Source organism: Sinorhizobium terangae (genome assembly GCF_029714365.1).
Taxonomy (GTDB): Bacteria; Pseudomonadota; Alphaproteobacteria; order Rhizobiales; family Rhizobiaceae; genus Sinorhizobium; species Sinorhizobium terangae.
Window position 1 is genome coordinate 1811848 of the sequence record NZ_CP121660.1, and the last position, 19531, is coordinate 1831378.

25 protein-coding genes and 1 pseudogene are annotated in these 19531 nt (G+C 61.5%); 11 read left to right on the forward strand and 15 right to left on the reverse strand.

All coding sequences use genetic code 11. The features are described from left to right. Nucleotides 1-16: 16 nt before the first annotated feature. Both araD and QA637_RS27125 read left to right on the forward strand, forming a co-directional pair. A complete protein-coding gene (gene araD / locus QA637_RS27120) occupies nucleotides 17-1741 on the forward strand; it encodes an L-arabinonate dehydratase (protein WP_283065853.1) in 1725 nt (574 codons plus the stop codon). A gap of 15 nt (nucleotides 1742-1756) precedes the next feature. Then, a pseudogene (locus QA637_RS27125) lies at nucleotides 1757-2567 on the forward strand (NAD-dependent epimerase/dehydratase family protein). A 97-nt stretch (nucleotides 2568-2664) separates the two neighbouring features. Here QA637_RS27125 and QA637_RS27130 read toward each other — a convergent pair. Then, the gene (locus tag QA637_RS27130) at nucleotides 2665-3951 is read right to left on the reverse strand and encodes an ABC transporter substrate-binding protein (RefSeq protein WP_283065855.1); all 1287 of its coding nucleotides are present in this window, start codon (nucleotides 3949-3951) and stop codon (nucleotides 2665-2667) included. Between the two features lie 147 nt (nucleotides 3952-4098). Here QA637_RS27130 and QA637_RS27135 point away from each other — a divergent pair, with 147 nt between their 5' ends. From QA637_RS27135 to QA637_RS27165, 7 genes are all read left to right on the forward strand, one after another. Then, nucleotides 4099-5124 (forward strand): LacI family DNA-binding transcriptional regulator, encoded by a 1026-nt coding sequence (locus tag QA637_RS27135; protein ID WP_283065857.1) that lies wholly within the window; start codon nucleotides 4099-4101, stop codon nucleotides 5122-5124. Beyond that, on the forward strand, nucleotides 5121-6974 hold the full coding sequence (locus QA637_RS27140; protein WP_283065859.1) for a DUF2264 domain-containing protein: 1854 nt from the start codon (nucleotides 5121-5123) through the stop codon (nucleotides 6972-6974). The genes QA637_RS27135 and QA637_RS27140 overlap by 4 nt, the downstream gene beginning before the upstream one ends. Then, nucleotides 6971-7981, forward strand: coding sequence for a hydroxyacid dehydrogenase (locus QA637_RS27145; RefSeq protein ID WP_283065860.1), 1011 nt, complete (start codon nucleotides 6971-6973; stop codon nucleotides 7979-7981). Before QA637_RS27140 ends, QA637_RS27145 begins: the two co-directional genes overlap by 4 nt. Continuing rightward, entirely contained in the window at nucleotides 7978-8748 is a 771-nt protein-coding gene (locus QA637_RS27150; protein ID WP_283065862.1) for a sugar phosphate isomerase/epimerase family protein, read from the forward strand. Before QA637_RS27145 ends, QA637_RS27150 begins: the two co-directional genes overlap by 4 nt. Before the next feature lie 146 nt (nucleotides 8749-8894). Then, a complete protein-coding gene (locus tag QA637_RS27155; protein WP_153440427.1) occupies nucleotides 8895-9320 on the forward strand; it encodes a low affinity iron permease family protein in 426 nt (141 codons plus the stop codon). 100 nt (nucleotides 9321-9420) lie between these two features. Continuing rightward, nucleotides 9421-9792 (forward strand): hypothetical protein, encoded by a 372-nt coding sequence (locus QA637_RS27160; protein ID WP_153440286.1) that lies wholly within the window; start codon nucleotides 9421-9423, stop codon nucleotides 9790-9792. 3 nt (nucleotides 9793-9795) lie between these two features. Then, the gene (locus QA637_RS27165; RefSeq protein WP_283065865.1) at nucleotides 9796-10578 is read left to right on the forward strand and encodes an SDR family oxidoreductase; all 783 of its coding nucleotides are present in this window, start codon (nucleotides 9796-9798) and stop codon (nucleotides 10576-10578) included. Nucleotides 10579-10580: 2 nt separating this feature from the next. Here QA637_RS27165 and QA637_RS27170 read toward each other — a convergent pair whose 3' ends face one another. From QA637_RS27170 to QA637_RS27180, 3 genes are all read right to left on the reverse strand, one after another. After that, entirely contained in the window at nucleotides 10581-10775 is a 195-nt protein-coding gene (locus tag QA637_RS27170) for a hypothetical protein (RefSeq protein WP_153440288.1), read from the reverse strand. A gap of 244 nt (nucleotides 10776-11019) precedes the next feature. After that, on the reverse strand, nucleotides 11020-11271 hold the full coding sequence (locus QA637_RS27175) for a hypothetical protein (RefSeq protein WP_283065866.1): 252 nt from the start codon (nucleotides 11269-11271) through the stop codon (nucleotides 11020-11022). 8 nt (nucleotides 11272-11279) lie between these two features. Continuing rightward, entirely contained in the window at nucleotides 11280-11531 is a 252-nt protein-coding gene (locus QA637_RS27180) for a hypothetical protein (protein ID WP_184108470.1), read from the reverse strand. Between the two features lie 370 nt (nucleotides 11532-11901). Between QA637_RS27180 and QA637_RS27185 the strand changes: the two genes are divergently transcribed. Further along, the gene (locus QA637_RS27185; RefSeq protein ID WP_283065869.1) at nucleotides 11902-12759 is read left to right on the forward strand and encodes an SDR family oxidoreductase; all 858 of its coding nucleotides are present in this window, start codon (nucleotides 11902-11904) and stop codon (nucleotides 12757-12759) included. Between the two features lie 121 nt (nucleotides 12760-12880). Here QA637_RS27185 and QA637_RS27190 read toward each other — a convergent pair whose 3' ends face one another. From QA637_RS27190 to QA637_RS27210, 5 genes are all read right to left on the reverse strand, one after another. Then, the gene (locus QA637_RS27190; protein ID WP_153440291.1) at nucleotides 12881-13147 is read right to left on the reverse strand and encodes a DUF982 domain-containing protein; all 267 of its coding nucleotides are present in this window, start codon (nucleotides 13145-13147) and stop codon (nucleotides 12881-12883) included. Next, complete coding sequence (locus QA637_RS27195; protein WP_283065871.1) at nucleotides 13135-13617, reverse strand: CBS domain-containing protein; 483 nt, start codon at nucleotides 13615-13617, stop codon at nucleotides 13135-13137. Before QA637_RS27195 ends, QA637_RS27190 begins: the two co-directional genes overlap by 13 nt. Before the next feature lie 410 nt (nucleotides 13618-14027). Continuing rightward, complete coding sequence (locus QA637_RS27200; protein WP_428843150.1) at nucleotides 14028-14303, reverse strand: hypothetical protein; 276 nt, start codon at nucleotides 14301-14303, stop codon at nucleotides 14028-14030. Between the two features lie 150 nt (nucleotides 14304-14453). Beyond that, the gene (locus QA637_RS27205; protein WP_153440293.1) at nucleotides 14454-14738 is read right to left on the reverse strand and encodes a DUF1236 domain-containing protein; all 285 of its coding nucleotides are present in this window, start codon (nucleotides 14736-14738) and stop codon (nucleotides 14454-14456) included. A 380-nt stretch (nucleotides 14739-15118) separates the two neighbouring features. After that, complete coding sequence (locus QA637_RS27210; RefSeq protein ID WP_153440294.1) at nucleotides 15119-15457, reverse strand: hypothetical protein; 339 nt, start codon at nucleotides 15455-15457, stop codon at nucleotides 15119-15121. 409 nt (nucleotides 15458-15866) lie between these two features. Here QA637_RS27210 and QA637_RS27215 point away from each other — a divergent pair, with 409 nt between their 5' ends. Continuing rightward, nucleotides 15867-16391: a sigma-70 family RNA polymerase sigma factor gene (locus QA637_RS27215; protein ID WP_346283790.1), complete on the forward strand. Its 525-nt coding sequence runs from the start codon at nucleotides 15867-15869 to the stop codon at nucleotides 16389-16391. A 23-nt stretch (nucleotides 16392-16414) separates the two neighbouring features. Here QA637_RS27215 and QA637_RS27220 read toward each other — a convergent pair whose 3' ends face one another. From QA637_RS27220 to QA637_RS27245, 6 genes are all read right to left on the reverse strand, one after another. After that, entirely contained in the window at nucleotides 16415-16759 is a 345-nt protein-coding gene (locus QA637_RS27220) for a hypothetical protein (protein ID WP_283065874.1), read from the reverse strand. Nucleotides 16760-16780: 21 nt separating this feature from the next. After that, nucleotides 16781-16969: a DUF3008 family protein gene (locus tag QA637_RS27225; RefSeq protein WP_153440430.1), complete on the reverse strand. Its 189-nt coding sequence runs from the start codon at nucleotides 16967-16969 to the stop codon at nucleotides 16781-16783. A 126-nt stretch (nucleotides 16970-17095) separates the two neighbouring features. Then, on the reverse strand, nucleotides 17096-17752 hold the full coding sequence (locus QA637_RS27230; RefSeq protein ID WP_283067365.1) for a DUF6766 family protein: 657 nt from the start codon (nucleotides 17750-17752) through the stop codon (nucleotides 17096-17098). Nucleotides 17753-17899: 147 nt separating this feature from the next. Next, nucleotides 17900-18307 (reverse strand): hypothetical protein, encoded by a 408-nt coding sequence (locus QA637_RS27235; RefSeq protein ID WP_283065876.1) that lies wholly within the window; start codon nucleotides 18305-18307, stop codon nucleotides 17900-17902. A 195-nt stretch (nucleotides 18308-18502) separates the two neighbouring features. Next, nucleotides 18503-18943, reverse strand: coding sequence for a CBS domain-containing protein (locus tag QA637_RS27240; protein WP_153440298.1), 441 nt, complete (start codon nucleotides 18941-18943; stop codon nucleotides 18503-18505). A 68-nt stretch (nucleotides 18944-19011) separates the two neighbouring features. Then, nucleotides 19012-19260: a DUF2934 domain-containing protein gene (locus QA637_RS27245; protein ID WP_153440299.1), complete on the reverse strand. Its 249-nt coding sequence runs from the start codon at nucleotides 19258-19260 to the stop codon at nucleotides 19012-19014. Between the last annotated feature and the right edge of the window lie 271 nt (nucleotides 19261-19531).

Consider the following 19531-nt stretch of genomic DNA (forward strand, 5'->3'; position numbering starts at 1 on the left):
GCAAAGGAGGTGACCGATGACCGGACGCAAGAAACCGGAAGAATTTCGAAGCTTTCGCTGGTTCGGCGTCAGGGACCTGCGCTCCTTCGGCCACAGGTCCCGGCTTTACCAGATGGGTTATGACAATGCGGAAATCGCCGGCAAGCCGGTGATCGCGATCATCAACACCTGGAGCGACATCAATCCGTGCCACGCGCATCTGCGCACCCGGGCCGAGGAGGTGAAACGCGGCGTGTGGCAGGCGGGCGGCTTCCCGATCGAGCTGCCGGCGATGTCGCTCGCGGAAACCTACGTGAAGCCGACGACCATGCTCTACCGCAACTTCCTTGCGATGGAGGTGGAGGAACTCATCCGGTCGCATCCGGTCGACGGCGTCGTGCTGCTTGCCGGCTGCGACAAGACCACGCCGGCGACGATCATGGGCGCGATCCAGGTCGACCTTCCAACGATCTTCGTGCCGGCTGGGCCGATGCTGCGCGGCAACTATCGCGGCCAGGCTCTCGGTTCGGGCTCCGATGTCTGGAAATACTGGGCGGAAAAGGAGGCGGGGCGCATCACCGAGCACGAATGGGGCGTGATGGAGCGAGGCATCGCCCGTTCCTTCGGCACCTGCATGACCATGGGCACCGCTTCGACGATGACGGCGCTTGCCGACACGCTTGGTCTCTCACTGCCCGGCGCCTCGGGCATCCCGGCCGCCGATGCCGGCCATTCGCGGATTGCGGCGCTTTCCGGCGCGCGCATCGTCGAGATGACCTTCGAGGATCTGAAACCTTCGGACATCCTGACGGTCAAGGCGTTTGAAAACGCATTGACTGTGCATATGGCGATGGCCGGCTCGACCAATGCGATGATTCATCTGATTGCCATGGCGCGGCGATGCGGCGTCAAGCTGAACTTGGATGATTTCGATCGCATGTCGGAAAAGGTCCCGGTCCTCTGCAATATCCGTCCGACCGGCGAATTCCTGATGGAGGACTTCTATTATGCCGGCGGGCTGCCGGCGCTGTGGAAGCAGCTCAAGCCCTTGCTGCATCTCGAAGAGCGCAATGTCGTCGGCAGCATCGGTGAAGCCATCCGCGAGGTCGAGGTTCATTTGCCGGACGTGATCCGGCCGCTCGACAATCCTGTTGCCGCGCGCGGCGGCACGGCGATCCTGAAAGGAAATCTCGCGCCGCAGGGTTGCGTCATGAAGCCTGCGGCGGCTGACCCCGCCCTTCTCAAGCATCGCGGGCCGGCGCTCGTCTTCGACGATTACGAGACAATGATGGAGGCGGTGAACGACGAGGATCTCGACGTCACCGCCGACACGGTCCTGATCCTGCGCAATGCCGGTCCCGTCGGCGGGCCGGGCATGCCGGAATGGGGAATGCTGCCCATCCCGAAGAAGCTTCTGAAACAGGGCGTGCGCGATATGGTGCGCATCTCGGACGCTCGCATGAGCGGTACCAGCTACGGCGCCTGCATCCTGCACGTCGCGCCTGAAGCTTACGTCGGCGGGCCGCTGGCAGCCGTCCGCGATGGCGACATCATCGCCCTCGACGTCGCCTGTCGGACGCTCACGCTGGAGGTCGGCTCGGCGGAAATCGAGCACCGGCTTTCCGAATGGCGACCGCCGGAGCGCGATTATTCGAGAGGCTTTCTGAAGATGCATGCCGAGCATATCCAGCAGGCCCCCGAAGGCTGCGACTTCACCTTCCTGCAATCGCCCCATAAGCTGCCCGAACCGGAAATCCATTGAGGACAGGTGAACCGGATGACGACGCGACTGTTGGTGACGGGAGCGGGCGGTGCGCTCGGCCGCCATGTCCGGCACGGCTTGAAAGGCAGTGCGAAGGTTCTGCGGCTATCGGATATCGCCGATCTTGGCCCGGCCGAGGATGGCGAGGAAGTGGTCCGGTGCGACCTCGCTGACCGGCAGGCCGTCGAGGAACTTGCGCGTGGCTGCGATGCGATCCTGCACCTTGGCGCGATCCCCGTCGAAGCCGATTTCGACGGGCTGCCTCAGGCCAACATCCTCGGCACCTACAATCTGTACGAGGGGGCACGAAAGGCGGGCGTCAGCCGCATCATCTTCGCAAGCACCAATCATGTGACCGGATTCCACCGCATCGGCGAGACGCTTGACCACATGGCTCCCCGTCGGCCGGACAGCCTGTACGGCGTCAGCAAGTGCTTCGGCGAGGATCTTGCCCGGCTTTACTTCGACAAATTCGGCCTGGAGACGGCTTGTCTCAGAATAGGCAGTTGCTTCCCGGAGCCGAAGAACCGGCGCATGCTTTCCACCTGGCTCAGCCCGCGCGATTTCCTGTCGCTGGTGCGCAGGCTGCTCGAGGCTCCAGACCATCGGCTACCTGGTGCTCTACGGCGCCTCGGCGAACCGGGATGCCTGGTGGTCGAACACGCACGCCGATTTCCTCGGCTGGCAACCGGTGGACAGCAGCGAGCGTTTCCGCGAGGCAATCGAGCGACACGAGCCCGGACCCGCGGATCGCGGCATGTACCAGGGCGGTCGCCTCGCGACGGTCAAGGCGTGCCGGCGATTAGAGGCAGATCGGACTGCGTAAACACCCCCCTCTGCCCGGCAGGGCAGAGGGGGGTACCACGGCAACCAACTCGCAGGTGGACTCCGGCGCTGAGCGCAACGATCCAATAAGCATGCGCTCAGCCGGCGCGGACGGTCGCTTTCCCCTCCTCGACGAGACGTGTCGCAGCATCCGCGATTGATAGGCGGTCGAAGGCGAGCTCGTCGGCAATCGGGCGAAATACCCGATGGTCGAACTCCGTCGCTCCGAGCGGTGCAGGGGGTGGATAGCTGCCGACCTGGTTCTTCAGCGCGTTGATGTATTTGACCGTTTCGGCTTCCGTCGGGTTAAGCTGTGGCAGTATCGCTTCGCGAACTTTCGGTGACATCGGCACGCCGCGTTCGACCCCGAGGATCTTGCCGGCTTCGACGTCGTTGACGAAGAAGCTGATGAACCTGGCGGCTTCTTCGCCATGCTCCGTGGTGGCGCCGACGCTCCAGATCAGAGCGGGACGATAGTAGTGGCCGGAAGGGCCGCCCTTCTCGCCCCGCGGCAGCATGCCGATGCCAAGCTTGCTCTTCATGATGAGCTGGTAGCCGATCATCTGGTTCGAATAGGCCATGCCGATCGCCGAATAGCCGAGCGCCAGGCAGTTGGTGTCGATGGTATTCTGGTCAAGGGTCTGGATGTCGGCTCCCACAGTGCCGCCCCGCTTGCGCAGATCCTCCCAGTAGGCATACCAGTCCTTCGCCTCTTCGACGCCGAAGCCCAATCCGCTTTCGTTGAAAAGGCTGCTGCCGCGTTGCCTGAGCCAGGCGTCGAAGACATAGGTGTAACGAGCAGCATACGGCCCGCCGCCCTTGCCGGTGGCCTTCGCCATCTCGACAGCGATGTCGGCGTATTCCGACCAGGCGGTGTCAAGCCCGGGAGGGGTAATGCCTGCCTTTGCGAAGGCGTCGGCATCGTAAAACAGTGCAAAGGAGTTGAGGCCGAGGCCAATACCCCAAAGCTTGCCGTCCACGGTGGTCAGCTTCAGCACATCCTCGCCAAAGCCTTTCACGTCCAGCACCGAAGCGAGGAACGGATCGAGGGCGAGGCAGGCGCCGCGCTTCGAGTAGTCCGAAATCGTGTTGGGCTCGAGCTGGAAAATGTCGGCGATGGAGCGACCGGCCATCTGTGTCGCGAGCTTTGTCCAGTAACCGTCGCCACTCAGGCTCTCGCCGACAACGGTGATGCCGGGGTTCTTCTCCTGGAAGAGCTTGGCAACGCTCAATGTCCGCTTCGAGCGATCATTGGAGCCCCACCACATGGCGCGCAGATTGACGTCTTCTGCCGCAAAGGTCGGCCGGAGGCCGCCGGGGCCAAGCGCAATGCCAGCAGTCGCGCCGGCTGCGCCGAGCATGAATGTGCGTCGATTGATCAGCATGCGAGTCCTCCTCTCGTTATCTGCCTCGCGCTCTCCTCCAGCGTCCGGCGGACCAAAGTTCCGCAACAGCATTATGCAAAAATCAAAATCGTGCAAGAAATTGTTTTCCGTCTTGCAAATTTGCATAATTTGCGTAATATTTGCGATATGAGTGACACGCCCGCAAAACGATTCCGCCAATCCGACATCGCCGCCCGCGCCGGAGTTTCGGTTTCCACCGTCTCGCGCGTTCTCGCGAACGAACCCGGCATCAGCGAAGACGTCCGCCGACAGATTCTCAAGGTTGCGAGCGACCTCGGCTATCCCCTGAAGGCTGGCCCGAAGACGAACCCCGGGACCTTGGCGCTGATCGCGAGCAATGGCGTCACCGGGGTGTTGAGCATTTTCTACGAGGGTATTGTCGAGGGCTTGCGTTCAGAGGCGGCCCTCAAGGGCATTCCCTTTGACATCCGCCTCGTCAGCGAGGCGAAGGCGACGCCCGAGACTGTCCGGGATCTGATGAACTCCGTCGGCGCGCACGGGCTGTTCCTGGTCGGCATCGATCCCGGTCAAGCACTCAGCGAATGGCTGATCGAAAGCCGCACGCCCGTGATCCTCGTCAACGGTACCGACCCTCACCTGCGCTTCGACGGCGTCTCGCCGTCGAACTTCTTCGGCGCCTATGCCGCAACGCAGCGGCTCATCGATGCCGGCCACCGCCGCATCCTCCACCTGACCGGATCGCATCGCCAGACCATCCGCGAGCGCATACGCGGTTTCGAAACGGCAGTCGCTTCGGTCGGAGGCGATGCGCGTGTTATCCGCCTACCGTTCGAGACCAATGCGAGCGTCGAGGCGCATGCGGCGACACTCGCCTCACTCAAGCAGGACCCCGGTTTCTCGGCTGCCTTCTGCATGAACGACTTTGTCGCCGTCGGCGTGCTTGAAGCGGTGACCGAGCTCGGCCTCAGGGTGCCCAAGGATTTTGCCATCGTCGGCTTCGACGACCTGCCGTGCGCCGAGATGTCAAGCCCACGTCTGGCGACGATGCGCGTCGATCGCTTAGCCCTCGGCCGCGAGGCTGTCGGCATGATGCATTTCCGCTTCCGTCACCCGGAAGCCCCCGCCCGGCATGTGTCCCATTCCGTCATCCCGGTCCGTGGCGGCACGCTAGACGAAGGACAGCGCTCATGACCTATGATCCTGCCAGTGCCAATCCGCTTGGCTCCAATCCGCTGGCAACGCGCAATGACATGCAGCGCGCCCTGACCGACCTCTTCAATCCGCTGCTGCCATATTTTTCGGAAGGAAACGCCCGCGTTCGCCTCGACGCGGCCGCTGCCCACTTCGACCGCGCCGCCGCCGATCTCGAGGGTTTGGCAAGGCCCCTTTGGGGGCTCGCGCCTTTCGGCGCCGGCGGCGGCCATTTCGCGCACTGGGACCGTTATGCGGACGGGATCGCCAACGGCACCGACCCGAACCATCCCGAATACTGGGGCGCCGTCAACGGTCGCGACCAGCGCATGGTCGAGCTCGCCGCGCTCGGCTTCGCGCTTGCCCTGGTGCCGGAAAAAATCTGGGATCCGCTGAACTCGCGGGCGAAAGACAACCTCATCGCCTATCTCATCCACGCCCGGCAGTTTGACTATGCCGACAACAACTGGAAATTCTTCCGCATCTTCGTCGACGTCGCCCTCGATCGTCTCGGCGTCGAATACGACCGGAGCCTGACCGAGCAATATCTCACCGAACTTGAAGGTTTCTACATTGCGGATGGCTGGTATCGCGACGGCAACGTCCGGCGTATCGACCATTACATCCCCTTTGCCATGCACTTCTACGGCCTGATCTATTCGCGGCTCGTCGACGACGACTATGCCAAGCGCTACCGCGAGCGGGCCCTCGCCTTTGCGCAGGACTTTCGCCACTGGTTCGCACAGGACGGCGCGACGCTTCCCTTCGGCCGCAGCCTCACCTACCGTTTCGCCTGCGCGGGCTTCTGGTCGGCGCTCGCCTTTGCCGATCTCGAGGCGCTGCCCTGGGGTGAGATCAAGGGCCTTTGCCTGCGCCACCTCAGATGGTGGGCTGACAAGCCGATGACCCACCGCGACGGCGTGCTGTCGATCGGCTACGGCTATCCGAACCTCCTGATGTCGGAAAGCTACAATTCGGCGGGCTCGCCCTATTGGGCGTTCAAGGCCTTCCTGCCGCTCGCGGTCGGCGAAGACCACCCGTTCTGGACAAGTCCCGAAGCACCTCCGGCGCCGCTCGACAAGACGGTCCCGCTTCGTCATCCGGGCATGGTGATGATGCCTTGCAAAGGGGACGTGGTCGCACTTTCCTCCGGTCAGGAAAACCGGCAGATGCGGTTCGGTTCGGAGAAATACGCGAAGTTCGCCTATTCGACACGCTACGGCTTCAGCGTCGAGAGCGACGAACGGGCTTTTGCCGGCGGTGCCTTCGATTCCATGCTGGCCTTCAGCGACGACGGCATTCACTACCGGGTGCGCGAGAGCAATGACGAGGCCCGCCTCGCCGGCAATGTACTCTACGCGAAATGGTCGCTCTGGCCGGACGTCGTCGTCGAAACATGGCTGCTGCCGTCGGCGCCCTGGCATGTGCGGGTGCATCGGATCACGACACCGAGGGAGCTCGAGACAGCCGAAGGCGGCTTCGCGATCGCCAGACGCGACTTCGAGGCCGACACGCTGTTGGCAGCATCCGGTTCGGCCCATGCGATTGGTGCCGAGGATTTCAGCGGGATCCGCGATCTCGGCTCGTCCGTTGCGCGCGAGGGCCTCGCTCAGAAGGCTCCGCCCAATACGAACCTGATCTTCGCAAAGACGCTGGTGCCACAACTGCGCGCCACCATACCGGCCGGCGAGACCATTCTGCGCTGTGCCGTATTGGCCGTTCGCCACACCTCCGCCGTGTCGGGTGATTGGACGAGGCCGCCGGCCGCCCCGGACATTGACGCGCTGCGTGCCCTCGCGAAGCAGGGCGAGAGCGTGAGCGCGATGGACGCGCCCGGACGAATGCCATGACGCGCCCACCAATTGCCTTTGCGATGCAGCCCGAAAGGACGCGGTACGTCCTCACACCGGAGCTTCTGCTCAAGTTCGACAGTCTCGGGCGTGTTCTCGATCAACGGCCGATGACGGAGTTCGGCGATGGCCGGGCAAAGCGGCTGCTGGCTGAAACGGAAATCCTGGTCACCGGCTGGGGTGCGCCCCTGTTCGACAGAGCGGCGCTCGCAGCGGCACCGCGCCTTCGCCTCGTCGTGCACGCGGCCGGGACAATCAAGGGCGTGATTGACGAATGCGTCTTCGACGCAGGCGTGGCCGTCAGCCATGCGGCCGAAGCCAATGCCGTGCCGGTCGCCGAGTTCACACTTGCGGCGATTATTTTTGCCGGCAAGCAGGTGTTCCAGTTCCGCGACCTCTACGTCACCGACCGTGACCGCACCCGCACTTATCTCCTTCAGGGGCAGCCGATTGGAAACTATCGCCGCACGATCGGGATTGTCGGCGCGTCACGGATCGGCAGGCGGGTGATCGAGCTTCTTCGTCCGTTCGACTATCAGGTGCTGCTCTATGACCCGCTCGTCGGGCAGGATTCGGCGTCCGCCCTCCATGCCGAAAAGGTCGATCTCGATACCCTGATGGCACGTGCGGACATCGTGTCGCTGCACGCGCCATCGCTACCCGAGACCGAGCACATGATCGACGCGCGGCGCCTGTCTCTGATGAAGGACGGCGCGACGCTGATCAACACGGCGCGCGGTGCGCTCGTCAACGAAGCCGCGCTGATCGACAAGCTGAAGACCGGCACGATCAATGCCGTCATCGACGTCACCCATCCCGAGGTGCCGGAAAGAGGCTCTCCCTTCTATGACCTCCCGAACGTGTTCCTGACCCCGCACATTGCCGGCGCTGTCGGTCTTGAACGGACGCGCCTCGGCGAGATGGCAGCCGATGAGATCGCACGGTTCATCGAAGGCAGGCCGCTGCGTTACGAGATTCGCAAGGCCGATCTGGAGCGCATGGCATGAGCACCTTCGAACCCGGGCTCTGCACGGTCACGTTCCGCAGCCTTCCCGCAAGCAGGATCGTCGAGCTGGCGGCGGAAGCCGGGCTTGCGGCGATCGAATGGGCGGGCGACGCCCATGTCCCTCCGGGGAACGGGCCGGTCGCCCGGGACGTCGGGCGCCTCTCGGAAGAGGCGGGCCTGGCGACGTCTTATGGTTCCTACGTCGCGCCGCCCACCGATGACCTTGCCGCGTTCCGGCGTGCCCTCGACTGTGCGCTTGCGCTTGGAGCCTCGAATATCCGTATCTGGCCCGGTACGCGGCAGCGCGATTCCAAGGACTACAGCGCCAGTGAGCGACTCGCTGCAGCGGCTGCAATTCGCGACATGGGTGCGGAAGCCGCGCGGCATGGGGTCACCGTGTCGCTGGAATATCACCCACAATCCTTGACGGATGAGACGGATTCGGCGCGGCGCCTGATCGATGCGATTGCGCACGACAATGTCTATCTCTATTGGCAGCCACGGCCGGGGCTCCCTCTTGCAGAAGCTCTGGCCGAGATCGCTCAAATCGGCCAGCATGTCTCGCATCTTCATGTCTTCGCCTGGGATGCCCATCGCAAGCGCCTCCCCCTGAAATCGGCGTCCGATTACTGGCGGACGGTTCTTGCCGCCATGCCCCCGTCGCGCTGGACCGGGCGGCGATACGCCATGCTGGAATTCGTGGCAAACGACGACCCGGCGGCGTTCTTCGAAGACGTCGCAACGCTCAGGCAATTCCTGAAAAGGTAAGGGCATCCGAGGCAACGGCGCGGAAGCTGCTTTCCTGACACGACTCGCAGGCTCGGCGCCTCGTTCCGCCACATGGGGTCGGGCTCGTGGAACTCTTTCCCGCGCTGGAGTGTTATCGGAATCGAATGACCGCCGGGGTATCTCGAATGTCCAAAAAGATCAATGCGTTCACCAAATTCTCGACCGCTGTTGCGGAATATTCCGGGCGTCCCGTTACCTTTGCATTGGCCGTCGCCACGATCGTCGTCTGGGGCATCACCGGGCCGCTGTTCGGTTTTTCCGAAGCGTGGCAGCTGGTCGTCAACACCGGTACCACGATCGTGACATTCCTCATGGTTTTCGTGCTGCAAAACTCCCAGAACCGCGACGCCAAAGCGGTCCAGGCGAAGCTTGACGAGCTCATCCTGACGAGCTCGGCAGAGAACGAATATATCGGCATCGAGGAGCTCGAAGAGGCAGAACTGAAGCGCATTACCGAGATCCTCAAGGAGCACGGTCAAAACGAGGACGATCGCGCCCTGCACGAGAAGGTGTCGCGCGCAGTCGAGCGCCAGCCCACAGGAAAAGCATAACGACAACGGCGGCGATCGTAAGCACAGCCGTGGCGTCGCTGGAACCAAACGCCACTGAGGCCCGTTTGCGTAACAAACCCAAGTTGCCAGGAGGTCACGCATGCATCTCGTTGGAACACAGGTCATCCCCGAACAGGGCGGCCGATCAGGTTTCACGGTCGAATTCGTCGGTGAAGGTGGAGAGATCGTTTCCGTTTCGATGCGCAACGACGCATCGCGGAGCATTAACCGGCTAAACGCCGTCGAACGGGCCAAGGCGGTTATGCTGGAGCTTGCACACGCCGATGCGCCGGACAGCAGCGATGCCGACGTAGAGCGTAACGTGAAGGCTGCACGGACCGCAAGGGCAGCCAAGGACGCGGCCGAGATGGAGCGCCAGCTCGACCAGGGCCTGGAAGATACCTTTCCTGCCAGTGACCCCGTTTCCGTCACGGGTTCAACCATCGCCAGCGACCATAGGAAGAAGCATTAGGCCATGGCGGATCGGTCGTCCGTCGCCCTGGTCACTGGAGCGGGATCCGGCATCGGCCGCGCCACCGCCCTTGCTCTTGTCGCCGACCGAGTGAAGGTCGGCCTGCTCGGTCGCACCCGCGCGGAGCTCGAAGATTGCGCCTCGGCGATCGGTGCTGCCGGGGGCCAAGCATTGGTGCTCGAAGCCGATGTCGCGGATGAGCTTGCGATGCGAAACGCGGTGAAGACACTCGTCCGTGAATTCGAGCATCTCGATGTCGTCGTCGCCAATGCCGGCATCAACGGCGTCTGGGCGCCGATCGACGACTTGAAGCCGTCTGAATGGGACAAGACCATTGCCGTCAATCTGCGCGGGACGTTTCTGACGCTGCACACGACGGTTCCCTATCTCAAGCAAAACGGCGGCGGTGCAATTGTCATCGTATCGTCGATAAACGGCACCAGGACCTTCACCACACCTGGAGCAACCGCATACGCCGCTACCAAGGCGGCGCAGGTGGCGATGGTCCAGCAACTCGCCCTTGAATTGGCCAGGCACCGCATTCGGGTGAATGCCGTGTGCCCGGGAGAGATCGAGACGCGGATCGACGAGAACACCAACCTGCGCAATGCGGACGAAACCGCAATACCGGTAGAATGGCCGGACGGCCAAATCCCGATCACCGGCGGCAAACCCGGCCGCAGCGAAGACGTTGCGGAGGTGATTCGATTCCTGGTTTCGGATGACGCGCGACACGTCACTGGCAGCCCCATCTGGATAGACGGTGGTCAGGGCCTGCTCAGGTAAAGCTAGTCGCCCTTGGTCTTACCCGCGTCCGACAGCTTGCCGCGGTGCGGATCTTTCAGATTTTCCCCAGCCGCATCCCTGCCCCGCTTGGGATCATCCTTGGCGGGAAGGTAACCCCGCGGCCTCGTCTCCTCCGGTCCTTCCCAGCGCGGCGATTGTTCTGTCGTGCCGGGTGCACCTGATTTTGGCTTTTTCATCATTGCTCTCCAGAATGTTCAATGGAAAAACCTGAGCGGGGGAAAATCGTTCCTGACTTTCGAGTATCGCGCCCAAGAAAAGGGCCCCACCGATTGGTGGAGCCCGATCTGCACTGTTGTTTGGGAACGCGCGGATCCGTAGGGGCTTGCGGAGAGGGGACTTGTTCCACGCGGTCCGACACATAAACTGGATGGGCGGCGATTTGTTCCCGATCGGCCTGAGAAAAGCTCGCGCGGCGCTATATCAAAGCGACCAGAACCTCTGGCTGCGCGCGGGAGTGGCCGGCGTGCCGCCCATGACATACCCGGCGACGAACGCCAGGGCGGCGACCATGAGCACAGTGCCGCTCAGCGCCGCCGGATGATCGCGGGCCGTCCCGGCAACCACCGCCGCCTCGTCGCGGACGTAGCGCGCAACATCCTGTGTTTTCGTTTTCAGATCGGGTTCTGCTGGTTTGCCGGTGAAGCCGGCTCTCGGCGTTTTCAGTGCCATCATTCCGCTCCTCATTCCTGGTCTTTCATGCCCGGCGTCGGATAGCGTTGATCCGCATCCTCGAGATCGGACTCCACGAGATAGTCGTCCCGCTTTTGCCGCGCGGCCTCGCGCATCGCGCGATGGTTTGGCAGATCGTCCGGCTCGACAGGTTGCGTTTTCGAGCGCGGATGCAGGTCGCTATCCTTCTCGGCCGGTCTCTGTCCGGCCGCGCCGCGCTGGGCGCCCTTGGCGTCCTTGCGCTGCTTTTCCGTCGTTTTCACCTCTTCCTCCTGAGCGTTGCTGGTGAGTCAACGCCATGCCGGATGAGAAGTTCCGACCGAAATCCTTTCCAACAACCCTGAGTCATCCCCAGGGCAGGAAGGTGCCCTCGTGGATCGGCGCGGAGAGCGTTGCCGCCATGGCGCGTGGTTTCGTTACGCCTATCCCGAAAACGAGGAAACGCCGCCCGGGCATGTTCTGCTCAAATCGGCACGTTCGACGAAATACCTCCGGAACAAAGCATGTGTGGCTCGGGTTACGTCTGCTGCATGATTCAGCGACCTTCGCACGTCCACAACGACGCGCGGCACTGTAGTCGATACGCGACGGACTCTGCGAACGGCTGCCTGATCCAACACGGAGTTTTTGGAAATGGATACCTTCCCTCGCCCTCCCTTTGCGCGGCAGCCTCAAGCCATGCCCGGAACGACGGAACGAATGGAGCCAATGCCGGATCACGGTGAGAATTCCTATAAGGGTTCGGGCCGGCTGGAAGGAAAGAAGGCGATCATAACCGGGGGCGATAGCGGCATCGGCCGGGCTGTGGCGATCGCCTACGCCAGAGAGGGCGCTGACGTCCTCATCGCCTACCTCAGCGAGCACGAGGATGCCCGCGCGACGAAGGCGCTCGTCGAGGAAGCCGGGCGCAAGGCCGTACTCGTGGCGGGAGACATCCAGTCCCCCGATCACTGCCGGCGGATCGTCGACACGGCCATCGAAGAGCTTGGCGGCATAGACATTCTCGTCAACAATGCGGCTCACCAGGCGTCCTTCCGGGCGATCGAGGACATAACGGACGAGGAATGGGAATTGACCTTCCGGGTCAACATTCATGCCATCTTCTATCTGACCAAGGCAGCGGTGCCGCATATGCGTGAAGGCAGTGCCATCATCAACACCGCTTCCATCAATGCCGACAGTCCCAACCCGACCCTGCTCGCCTATGCCGCCACGAAGGGTGCAATCCATAACTTCACGGCCGGCCTTGCGCAGCTATTGGCTGACCGCGGAATCCGGGCGAATGTCGTGGCTCCGGGCCCGATCTGGACGCCATTGATCCCCTCGACCCTCCCGGAGGATTCCGTCGTCGATTTCGGCAAGCAGGTGCCTATGAAGCGTCCGGGCCAGCCGGTGGAACTGGCTTCGACCTTTGTCATGCTGGCGGACCCGATGTCGAGCTACGTATCGGGCGCGACGGTCGCCGTGACCGGAGGCAAGCCGTTCCTCTGACAACGGATGAGAGAAGCGTGAAATAAGCTGGAAGCAGCCGCGACGGCCCGGCGATCCGACATGATCCGGTCGCCTATGCTATCGGCCCGCAGGCCCTGCCTCGCCGGAACGCTCGCGCCAATCAGGCACCGGTCCAGCTGTTGACGCGGAATTGCGCTTCCTCGGCCGCCTTGATGAAGGCGGAACGCGCGGCGTCGGGTTCGTCATTTCCCTCGATCACGCGATCGCATGCAGCCAATGCTTCGCTTTTTGCCTTTCCATCGGCGAGCGGCCAGTGGTTCTTGAGACATAGAAAGGCGTCGCGCGTGCTCTGCACCCGCAGCACCCGCCTTGGCGCCTCCAGGATGACCACCTCGCTCCACAGGCGATCCTGCATCAGGCTTGGCATATCGAGGCTCCTTCAAGCGCATGGGATTGGGGCTCCTGACGGCTCATTCCCTCCAACACGAGCCCCCCGAGTTCCGGGCTGGCGCGCGTGATGTCGGCCAGGGAAATGATGCCGGCCGCATGCTTTTTTTCGTCAAGGACGACGAGGCGGCGTATCTTGAACTCATGCATCTTTTGCGCGGCCAGCAGGATGCTGTCTTCCTCCTCGCAGTACTCGGCTGAAACCGTCATGAATTCGAACACAGCCGTCGATGTCGATAGTCCCTGCGCGACCACCGAAGCGAGGATGTCGCGTTCCGTGACGATCCCGAGGATCGTTCCGACGCCCGGAGCCTCGACCGGCAACGCGCCCACCTCTGCCTCCTCCATCAGTCGCGCAACCGATTGCGCCGTATCGCTGGGTGAAACTGTAAAGACCTGTTTGGACATCACGTCCCGGACGCGTATCGATCTGTCCTCATGGGCGGCCATTGACGAGACTCCTGCCATTGATGGATGCAGGCACCCTGACTTCCTCATCTAGCGGTTTCTTGAGTGTAAGATCGACGCGGTATGGAACAATCACCTGGGGCTGCCACGTGTTTCGCTGCGTCTTTTTGAGACTCGGATTTTCAGGCGGCCGAAGGAATCTCGGTCGCTTTTGCTTCGATCTTTGCCGCACGATATGCTCCCTTCTGCTCGTGTGGACATGCACCGGATGCTGCATGATCCCCCTAAAATCGGAACCGATTTAAGGACAAAATCAGGCAGAAACTCAAAGCTCTACAGCGATCGTTGCGCATGCGTTGACGCGCGGCGCTGTAGGCCGCAATGCTTCCTTAACGCACCAGCAGGGGAGCGGTTCCCCCGTGCAGCAGGCTATTTCGTATTTCTGAACGATCTCAACGATCGCTTTTGGGCGCGGCAGGGCTGGCGCCGCGGGCTGCACGTGCGCTTGCGTCCTGAAGAATGGATGAGATTTCCGCCGTCACCGCGTTCTGCCGGGCAAAGGCCTCGGACGGAACGATGCCCGGATCTTCCTCGTGATCCTGCACGATCAGTTCTTCTTCCAGGATACGGTTGATCTCCCGCCAGGCGTCGTCATTTTTTGCAAGCGCGGAAAGAACGGCCACGAGAATTTCGCGCTGCGCAGCCAATCGAAATTCGGTGCTTTCCACGCGTTTTCCCATCTTGCGTCCCCGAACATTCATCGGGACTACAGCGCCGGGCGTCCAATCATACGCGCAAAGGACGCTGTAGCACTTTGATTTTCTGCATGATTTCGTCCCTAAATCGATCTCGGTTCAAGGAACCATGCAGTGGCGCAGCTATTCAAGAACCTGCACGACCGTATGCGTCTTCGGGTTCACTATGACCCGCTTTTCGTTGACGACCGCGTAGGCGAAATCAGGCTGTTCCGGAATGGGGTAGACTTGCACCACGTCAGGCACCGGCTGGCCGACGACAATATCGCCCTCATATTGAACGGATGGCGTATTCTGTTCGAGCACATAGGTTCTGACTTCGCCGGGCAATACGACAGTATCCTGGGCAATCGCCGAGGAACCCACAGCCGTCAGCAGCGCCGCAATCGTCATGGCAAATTTCTTCATTGATATGCTCCTTTCTTGAGACACCTCCACAACCAGTTCCTTGAGAGACCCAACCAGCGGTAACGCAATTGGTTCCCAGGCACTCGCAGGCCTGGCTTGGCTCTTGGCTGTGATCTCTCTAGGCTGTGATCTCTCTGGCTTCGATCTCTCTCGGGTCTAAGGTGTCCGCACGAAAGCGGCACGTGCGCTTTCGTCGCAACGGCCGATTGCAGACGGAATCACGTTTTGACGAACGGCACAAAAAAGAGGTCCTTCAACAAGAAGAACCTCTTCAGACCCCAGTCGGGGGTTACATAAAGCGCGTCGCGTTCAACCGGACTGATGCGACGCGCTTTAGCTCATTGATTTTATGCACGTCGTTCAGGTCAGATTTGCCGCCCTCAATCGCCGCCACCGCCCGACGCGCCGCCACCGGTGCCGGTGCCCTCACCGCCGCTGCTGGCGGAACTGTCCCCGCCGCCGGTGCCTGCACCATCGCCGCCTGTTCCGCCATTACCGGTATCCTCGGGACCACTGCCGGAACCCACGCTATCCTGCGCACCGCTGCCGCCGCTGCGGCCGCTGTCGTCACTTCCAGTTCCTGGTATGATAATCACAGCGTTGTCTGCGTAGGCATTGCTTGACGAACCGCTATCGCCACTCAGGGGAATGAGCGGCATTGCCGTCCCGGACGCGAGCCCAAACAGCGACAAAGCGATCATTCTGGGAAGCTTTTTCATTGCGTACCTCCTTTGGCGGGCAAACACCTGCCTCCGGCCAACCTTCACGAAAAGAAAGTAGGCGCCTGGCCCCAACCATGTTCAAGGATCGCATCAGACCGAGGCATTTTAGAGATTGCGATGGTTGGAGATTTGCGATGGCATTTGCCCGGTTAGCGGCAGCTAGCGAGCTGCGCGCGGCGTGACCGGCGCCTCGACGCGCAATCGCATTTCGCGCATTGAAACCGAAGGGAGCCAAGTCGCCATCCGGCAGCGTCGGTCGAAAAAGGGCCGCCTCTCCAGGGGGATCACCCGGACCTAGTAACGGGACGTCCCTTCGCTCAGCAAATATCGTCGATGGAACCAAAAGGCCAGCTAGGCATTGTTCGACATTACCAATCTTCTGTTCGTGCAAAGGGCAGTATTCGATATGCCTGCCACCGGCATTCATGCGCTTCACAAATCGCATCATCACATAGAAGAGCAGGTCGTCGACCTGATGCCTGCTCTGCGGGCGTTTGCCCGGACTTTCACCTCGGTACCCTTCGAGGCGGACGACCTCCTGCAGGAAACCCTGTATCGGGCGCTAAGAAGCATCGGTCAATTTGAACCGGGTACCAGCCTGAAGTCCTGGCTGTTTACCATCATGCGAAACACGTTTCGGACGCAGTACAAGATCCGGACGCGCGAGAGCCCTGGAAACACCAATTGCGCCGAGCTGCCAATTCCCATGGCACCTCCGCAGGAGTGGTCGGTTCTGAATGGCGAACTTCGTGATGCTTTGGCGTCACTGACCCCCGAGCATCGGGAGGTTCTCGTCCTCGTCGCCGGTTTCGGCATGAGTTACAAGGAAGCGGCCGACATCTGCGATTGCGCTATCGGCACCATCAAGAGCCGCCTCAGCCGCGCACGCGAAGAATTAATAGTCCAGATGCATGGAAATCCTTTGAACTAGCCGCAGCGGGGAGGAGCATTCCCTCAGCGCTTGCGTGCATTGAGCGCATCCTGCAGTTGCCGAGCCAGTTCCAGGAGCCGCTCCGGCACGGCTTCCTTCTGTATCTTGTCCATGAGAGCGGCGATCCGCTCATCGACGGCCTTGTCGACGTCCGGCCCAGCGCGTGCCTTGGTTTCTTCCATCCGTTTATCCTTCGTCATGGCGAGGATCTCACGATAACGTATTGCGCCGGGTTCTTCATGTAAATCGCCAGAACGGGACAAGGAAAAGTGCGAGCGCCGGCGGACGCGCCCGACGTCGGAGAAGACTACCAAACGTTCGGGCATCAGCGCCGCGACGGTCGTGTCGGCCAGGCGGACGGCATCCACAGGAAGCCGCCCACTGAAAGCCTATGACTTGGACACGTGCTCCTTCTTGCCTTTGCGCTTTGTCGAGGCCATTTCCTCAAGCTCCTTTTCGGTCATGGATTTTTCCATGCTCCTCGAAGGACCCTTGAGTTCGCTCTTCTTCTGTTCTCCTCGCTTGGCGGCAAGCGCGGCACCTGCGGCCTTTTGCTGTGCTTTCGATTTTGCAGGCATCTCTTTTCTCCTTCGGACGACAGATGGCGCCGCATCGATTCCGACACTCCCGGAACCGGCGATAGTCAATTATGTTCCCTATGTGGAAAGGCTAACGGACGCCACCGGTGGGGAGGCGCTCTCCTCCTACTTGCCGGTTTGCCACGTGGGAGCGGCGACGCCCTTGGATTCCGGCGATCCGCGAAAGCGGAGAAAGATGGAAAGGACCACGAGGACCAAAGTGGAAAGAAATTCCGATTGCCAGTTCTGGAAGCATTCGAACCAGAATTCAGAACTGAAAAGGTGATTCCAGAGGTCCGAAGCTGCTTCGCCATGGGCAGAAGCATTGAGATTTGCCGCGGCCGCGCTTGCGCGCAGGTGCAGTACAAAGGACAGCACGAAGAGGCCGCCGAGGGCAACGCCAAGCGAATAGGAATAGAGCGCCTTAAGCACACCACCACGCCGAACCGGCCATGGTGCCGCCGGATTACTTTTTTTGCAGATCGGATCATCATCGTTCGATCCGGCATCCGGGTCCTTCGATTCTGCCGAGCCGCGTTGAAAGAGGAACGCCGTGAGGCAAACGTAAGCGGACATCTGCAGAAATTCGCTTTCCCAGTTCTCGAAGAGAGCTGAGAGAAAATGACCCGACAAGATGTACGAGGCGACGGTTAGTGTCGTGCCATCGTGCAAGGCCGCATCGTGGTTGTAAGCATACAAGCCGCTGACCACCATGCCGGCGATGGTCGCAGAGGTCAGTGCGCACAGCGCGATCGTCAATCCGTTGTTACGCAGAAACGACATCAGTTCACTCACTCCACCTTGGGTGATGGGCCAGTCGCCATCGGGTGGCTTGGTCTCGCACCCTTCGCGCCCTCAGGCGCCGTAAACGCTGAAATCATGCTGGTTCCCTGTACCAAGAGGGCTAGGGCATTCCTGTAATGGTGTCGATCAGCCACCGATGAGCCAGAACAGGGACGCAGAAATCAAGATGAAGAGCGCGATCGCACCGAAAAAGCGGGCCATTCCGGCATTCGTGTTTTCGCCGAGGGCCTGATTCCACGTCTTTCCCCCGGTGCCATCATCGCTCTGCTCGGCGTCACCCCCAAGCATCACGTGGCCACCACCGGACTCGGATCCAGAAACATCCCTCACCGAGCTGCGTATGTTCTCACCGTAATCACGGGGGCGCGGCTTCGGCGGGTCTGCCGGGGTCGCCTCTTGATCGGTCGTGCTTGGCATCCATCCCGCGGCGTCCCCGGCATCGGCAATGTGTCCGCCGGACGGGGCCCTGTCCTCCGCCTCGGGCAGGCCCTTTTCCGCCGCCTTCCATGCCTCTTGCGGTCTTCCCGTGTTCAATGATCTGCCCGCATGACCTTGTTCACGCGAGCCCGATTGTGCGCGACGCGGAACTGCACCGCTATCGCTGCCGTATTGCTTCCCTGGCATCTCCGGGACTCCTTTGTTGCAAGAAAAGCGCGAGGCAGGACTTTTGTTCCGCCTCGCGCTCGCCTGCGCCATACCCAAGGATCGGCCGGAGCCTAGTGGGTACGTTTAGCCGCTTCGTCCGGCCTGGTTGTGGGATCCGCCGGGAACAGTGACGCCCTTAAGGCCAGTACCGGCCGTCGCGGGCTGCTCGCGGGCAGCGTCGGCAAGCGATACGATGCCGACCAATCGCTTGTCGCGGTTGACCACGGGCAGGCGCCGAACCTGGACGTCGCCCATATTGCGCGCGACCTCATCCACTTCTTCGTCTTCGAAGCAGTACTTGACATCGGTCGTCATGATGTCACCAACCTTCGATTGAAGGTCGAGGCCGTCTGCGACACCGCGAACGACGATGTCCCTGTCCGTTATCATGCCGACCAGCCGGTCGTGGTCTCCCACCGGCAGGAAGCCGATGTCGTTTTCCGCCATTTGCCTTGCGACGTCAGTGATGGTGTCGTTCGGGCTGACGAGGTGAACGTCCCTGGTCATGATTTCCGATACGTGCATGATCTTGCTCCTTAGTTTTTGATGCGAAACTGTGACCGACCGGCATCCGCCAGCCGCTCTCACAAGTCTCACTGCCCCGCCGAGCCGGCCTTTGGGGATTTGCTCTCGGAGGGTGGTGACGTCGGCGTTGAAGTTGCGTGCGTCGTTCCTTCCGTTTCGAGATCCTCCTTCTCGCCGCTCCTCGACTGGTTTTCTTCCCTCTGCATCTCTCGTGATGCCTGCTCCCAGTGCCTGCGATCCTGGCCTTCAGGGCGACCTTCCTGCTCCCAGATCGCATAGGCTCTGCGCCGGATAAGCTCTTCCGTGTCGTTGTCCATGTCCCTTCCTCACCGATGAATTCCTTCGATGGCAAAATCCAAACGGCGCGACCGCTCAATTGTTCCGCCGGCTGAAACGCGGTCAAAAGTGTCTGGGAGGCTCCGGACTTTCGTCCGGATTGGGGACTGGCACTTCATCCGGAAGTCGCTCGGGATCCGGCTCTTCGATCGGCGGCTCGGGGTCCCAGGGTGGCGGTGGCTTGGGTGTAGGCGGTTTTGGCTCTGGTTCGCGCGGGTTCGGCATTTTTCTCTCCACTCCTGAATGCAATAC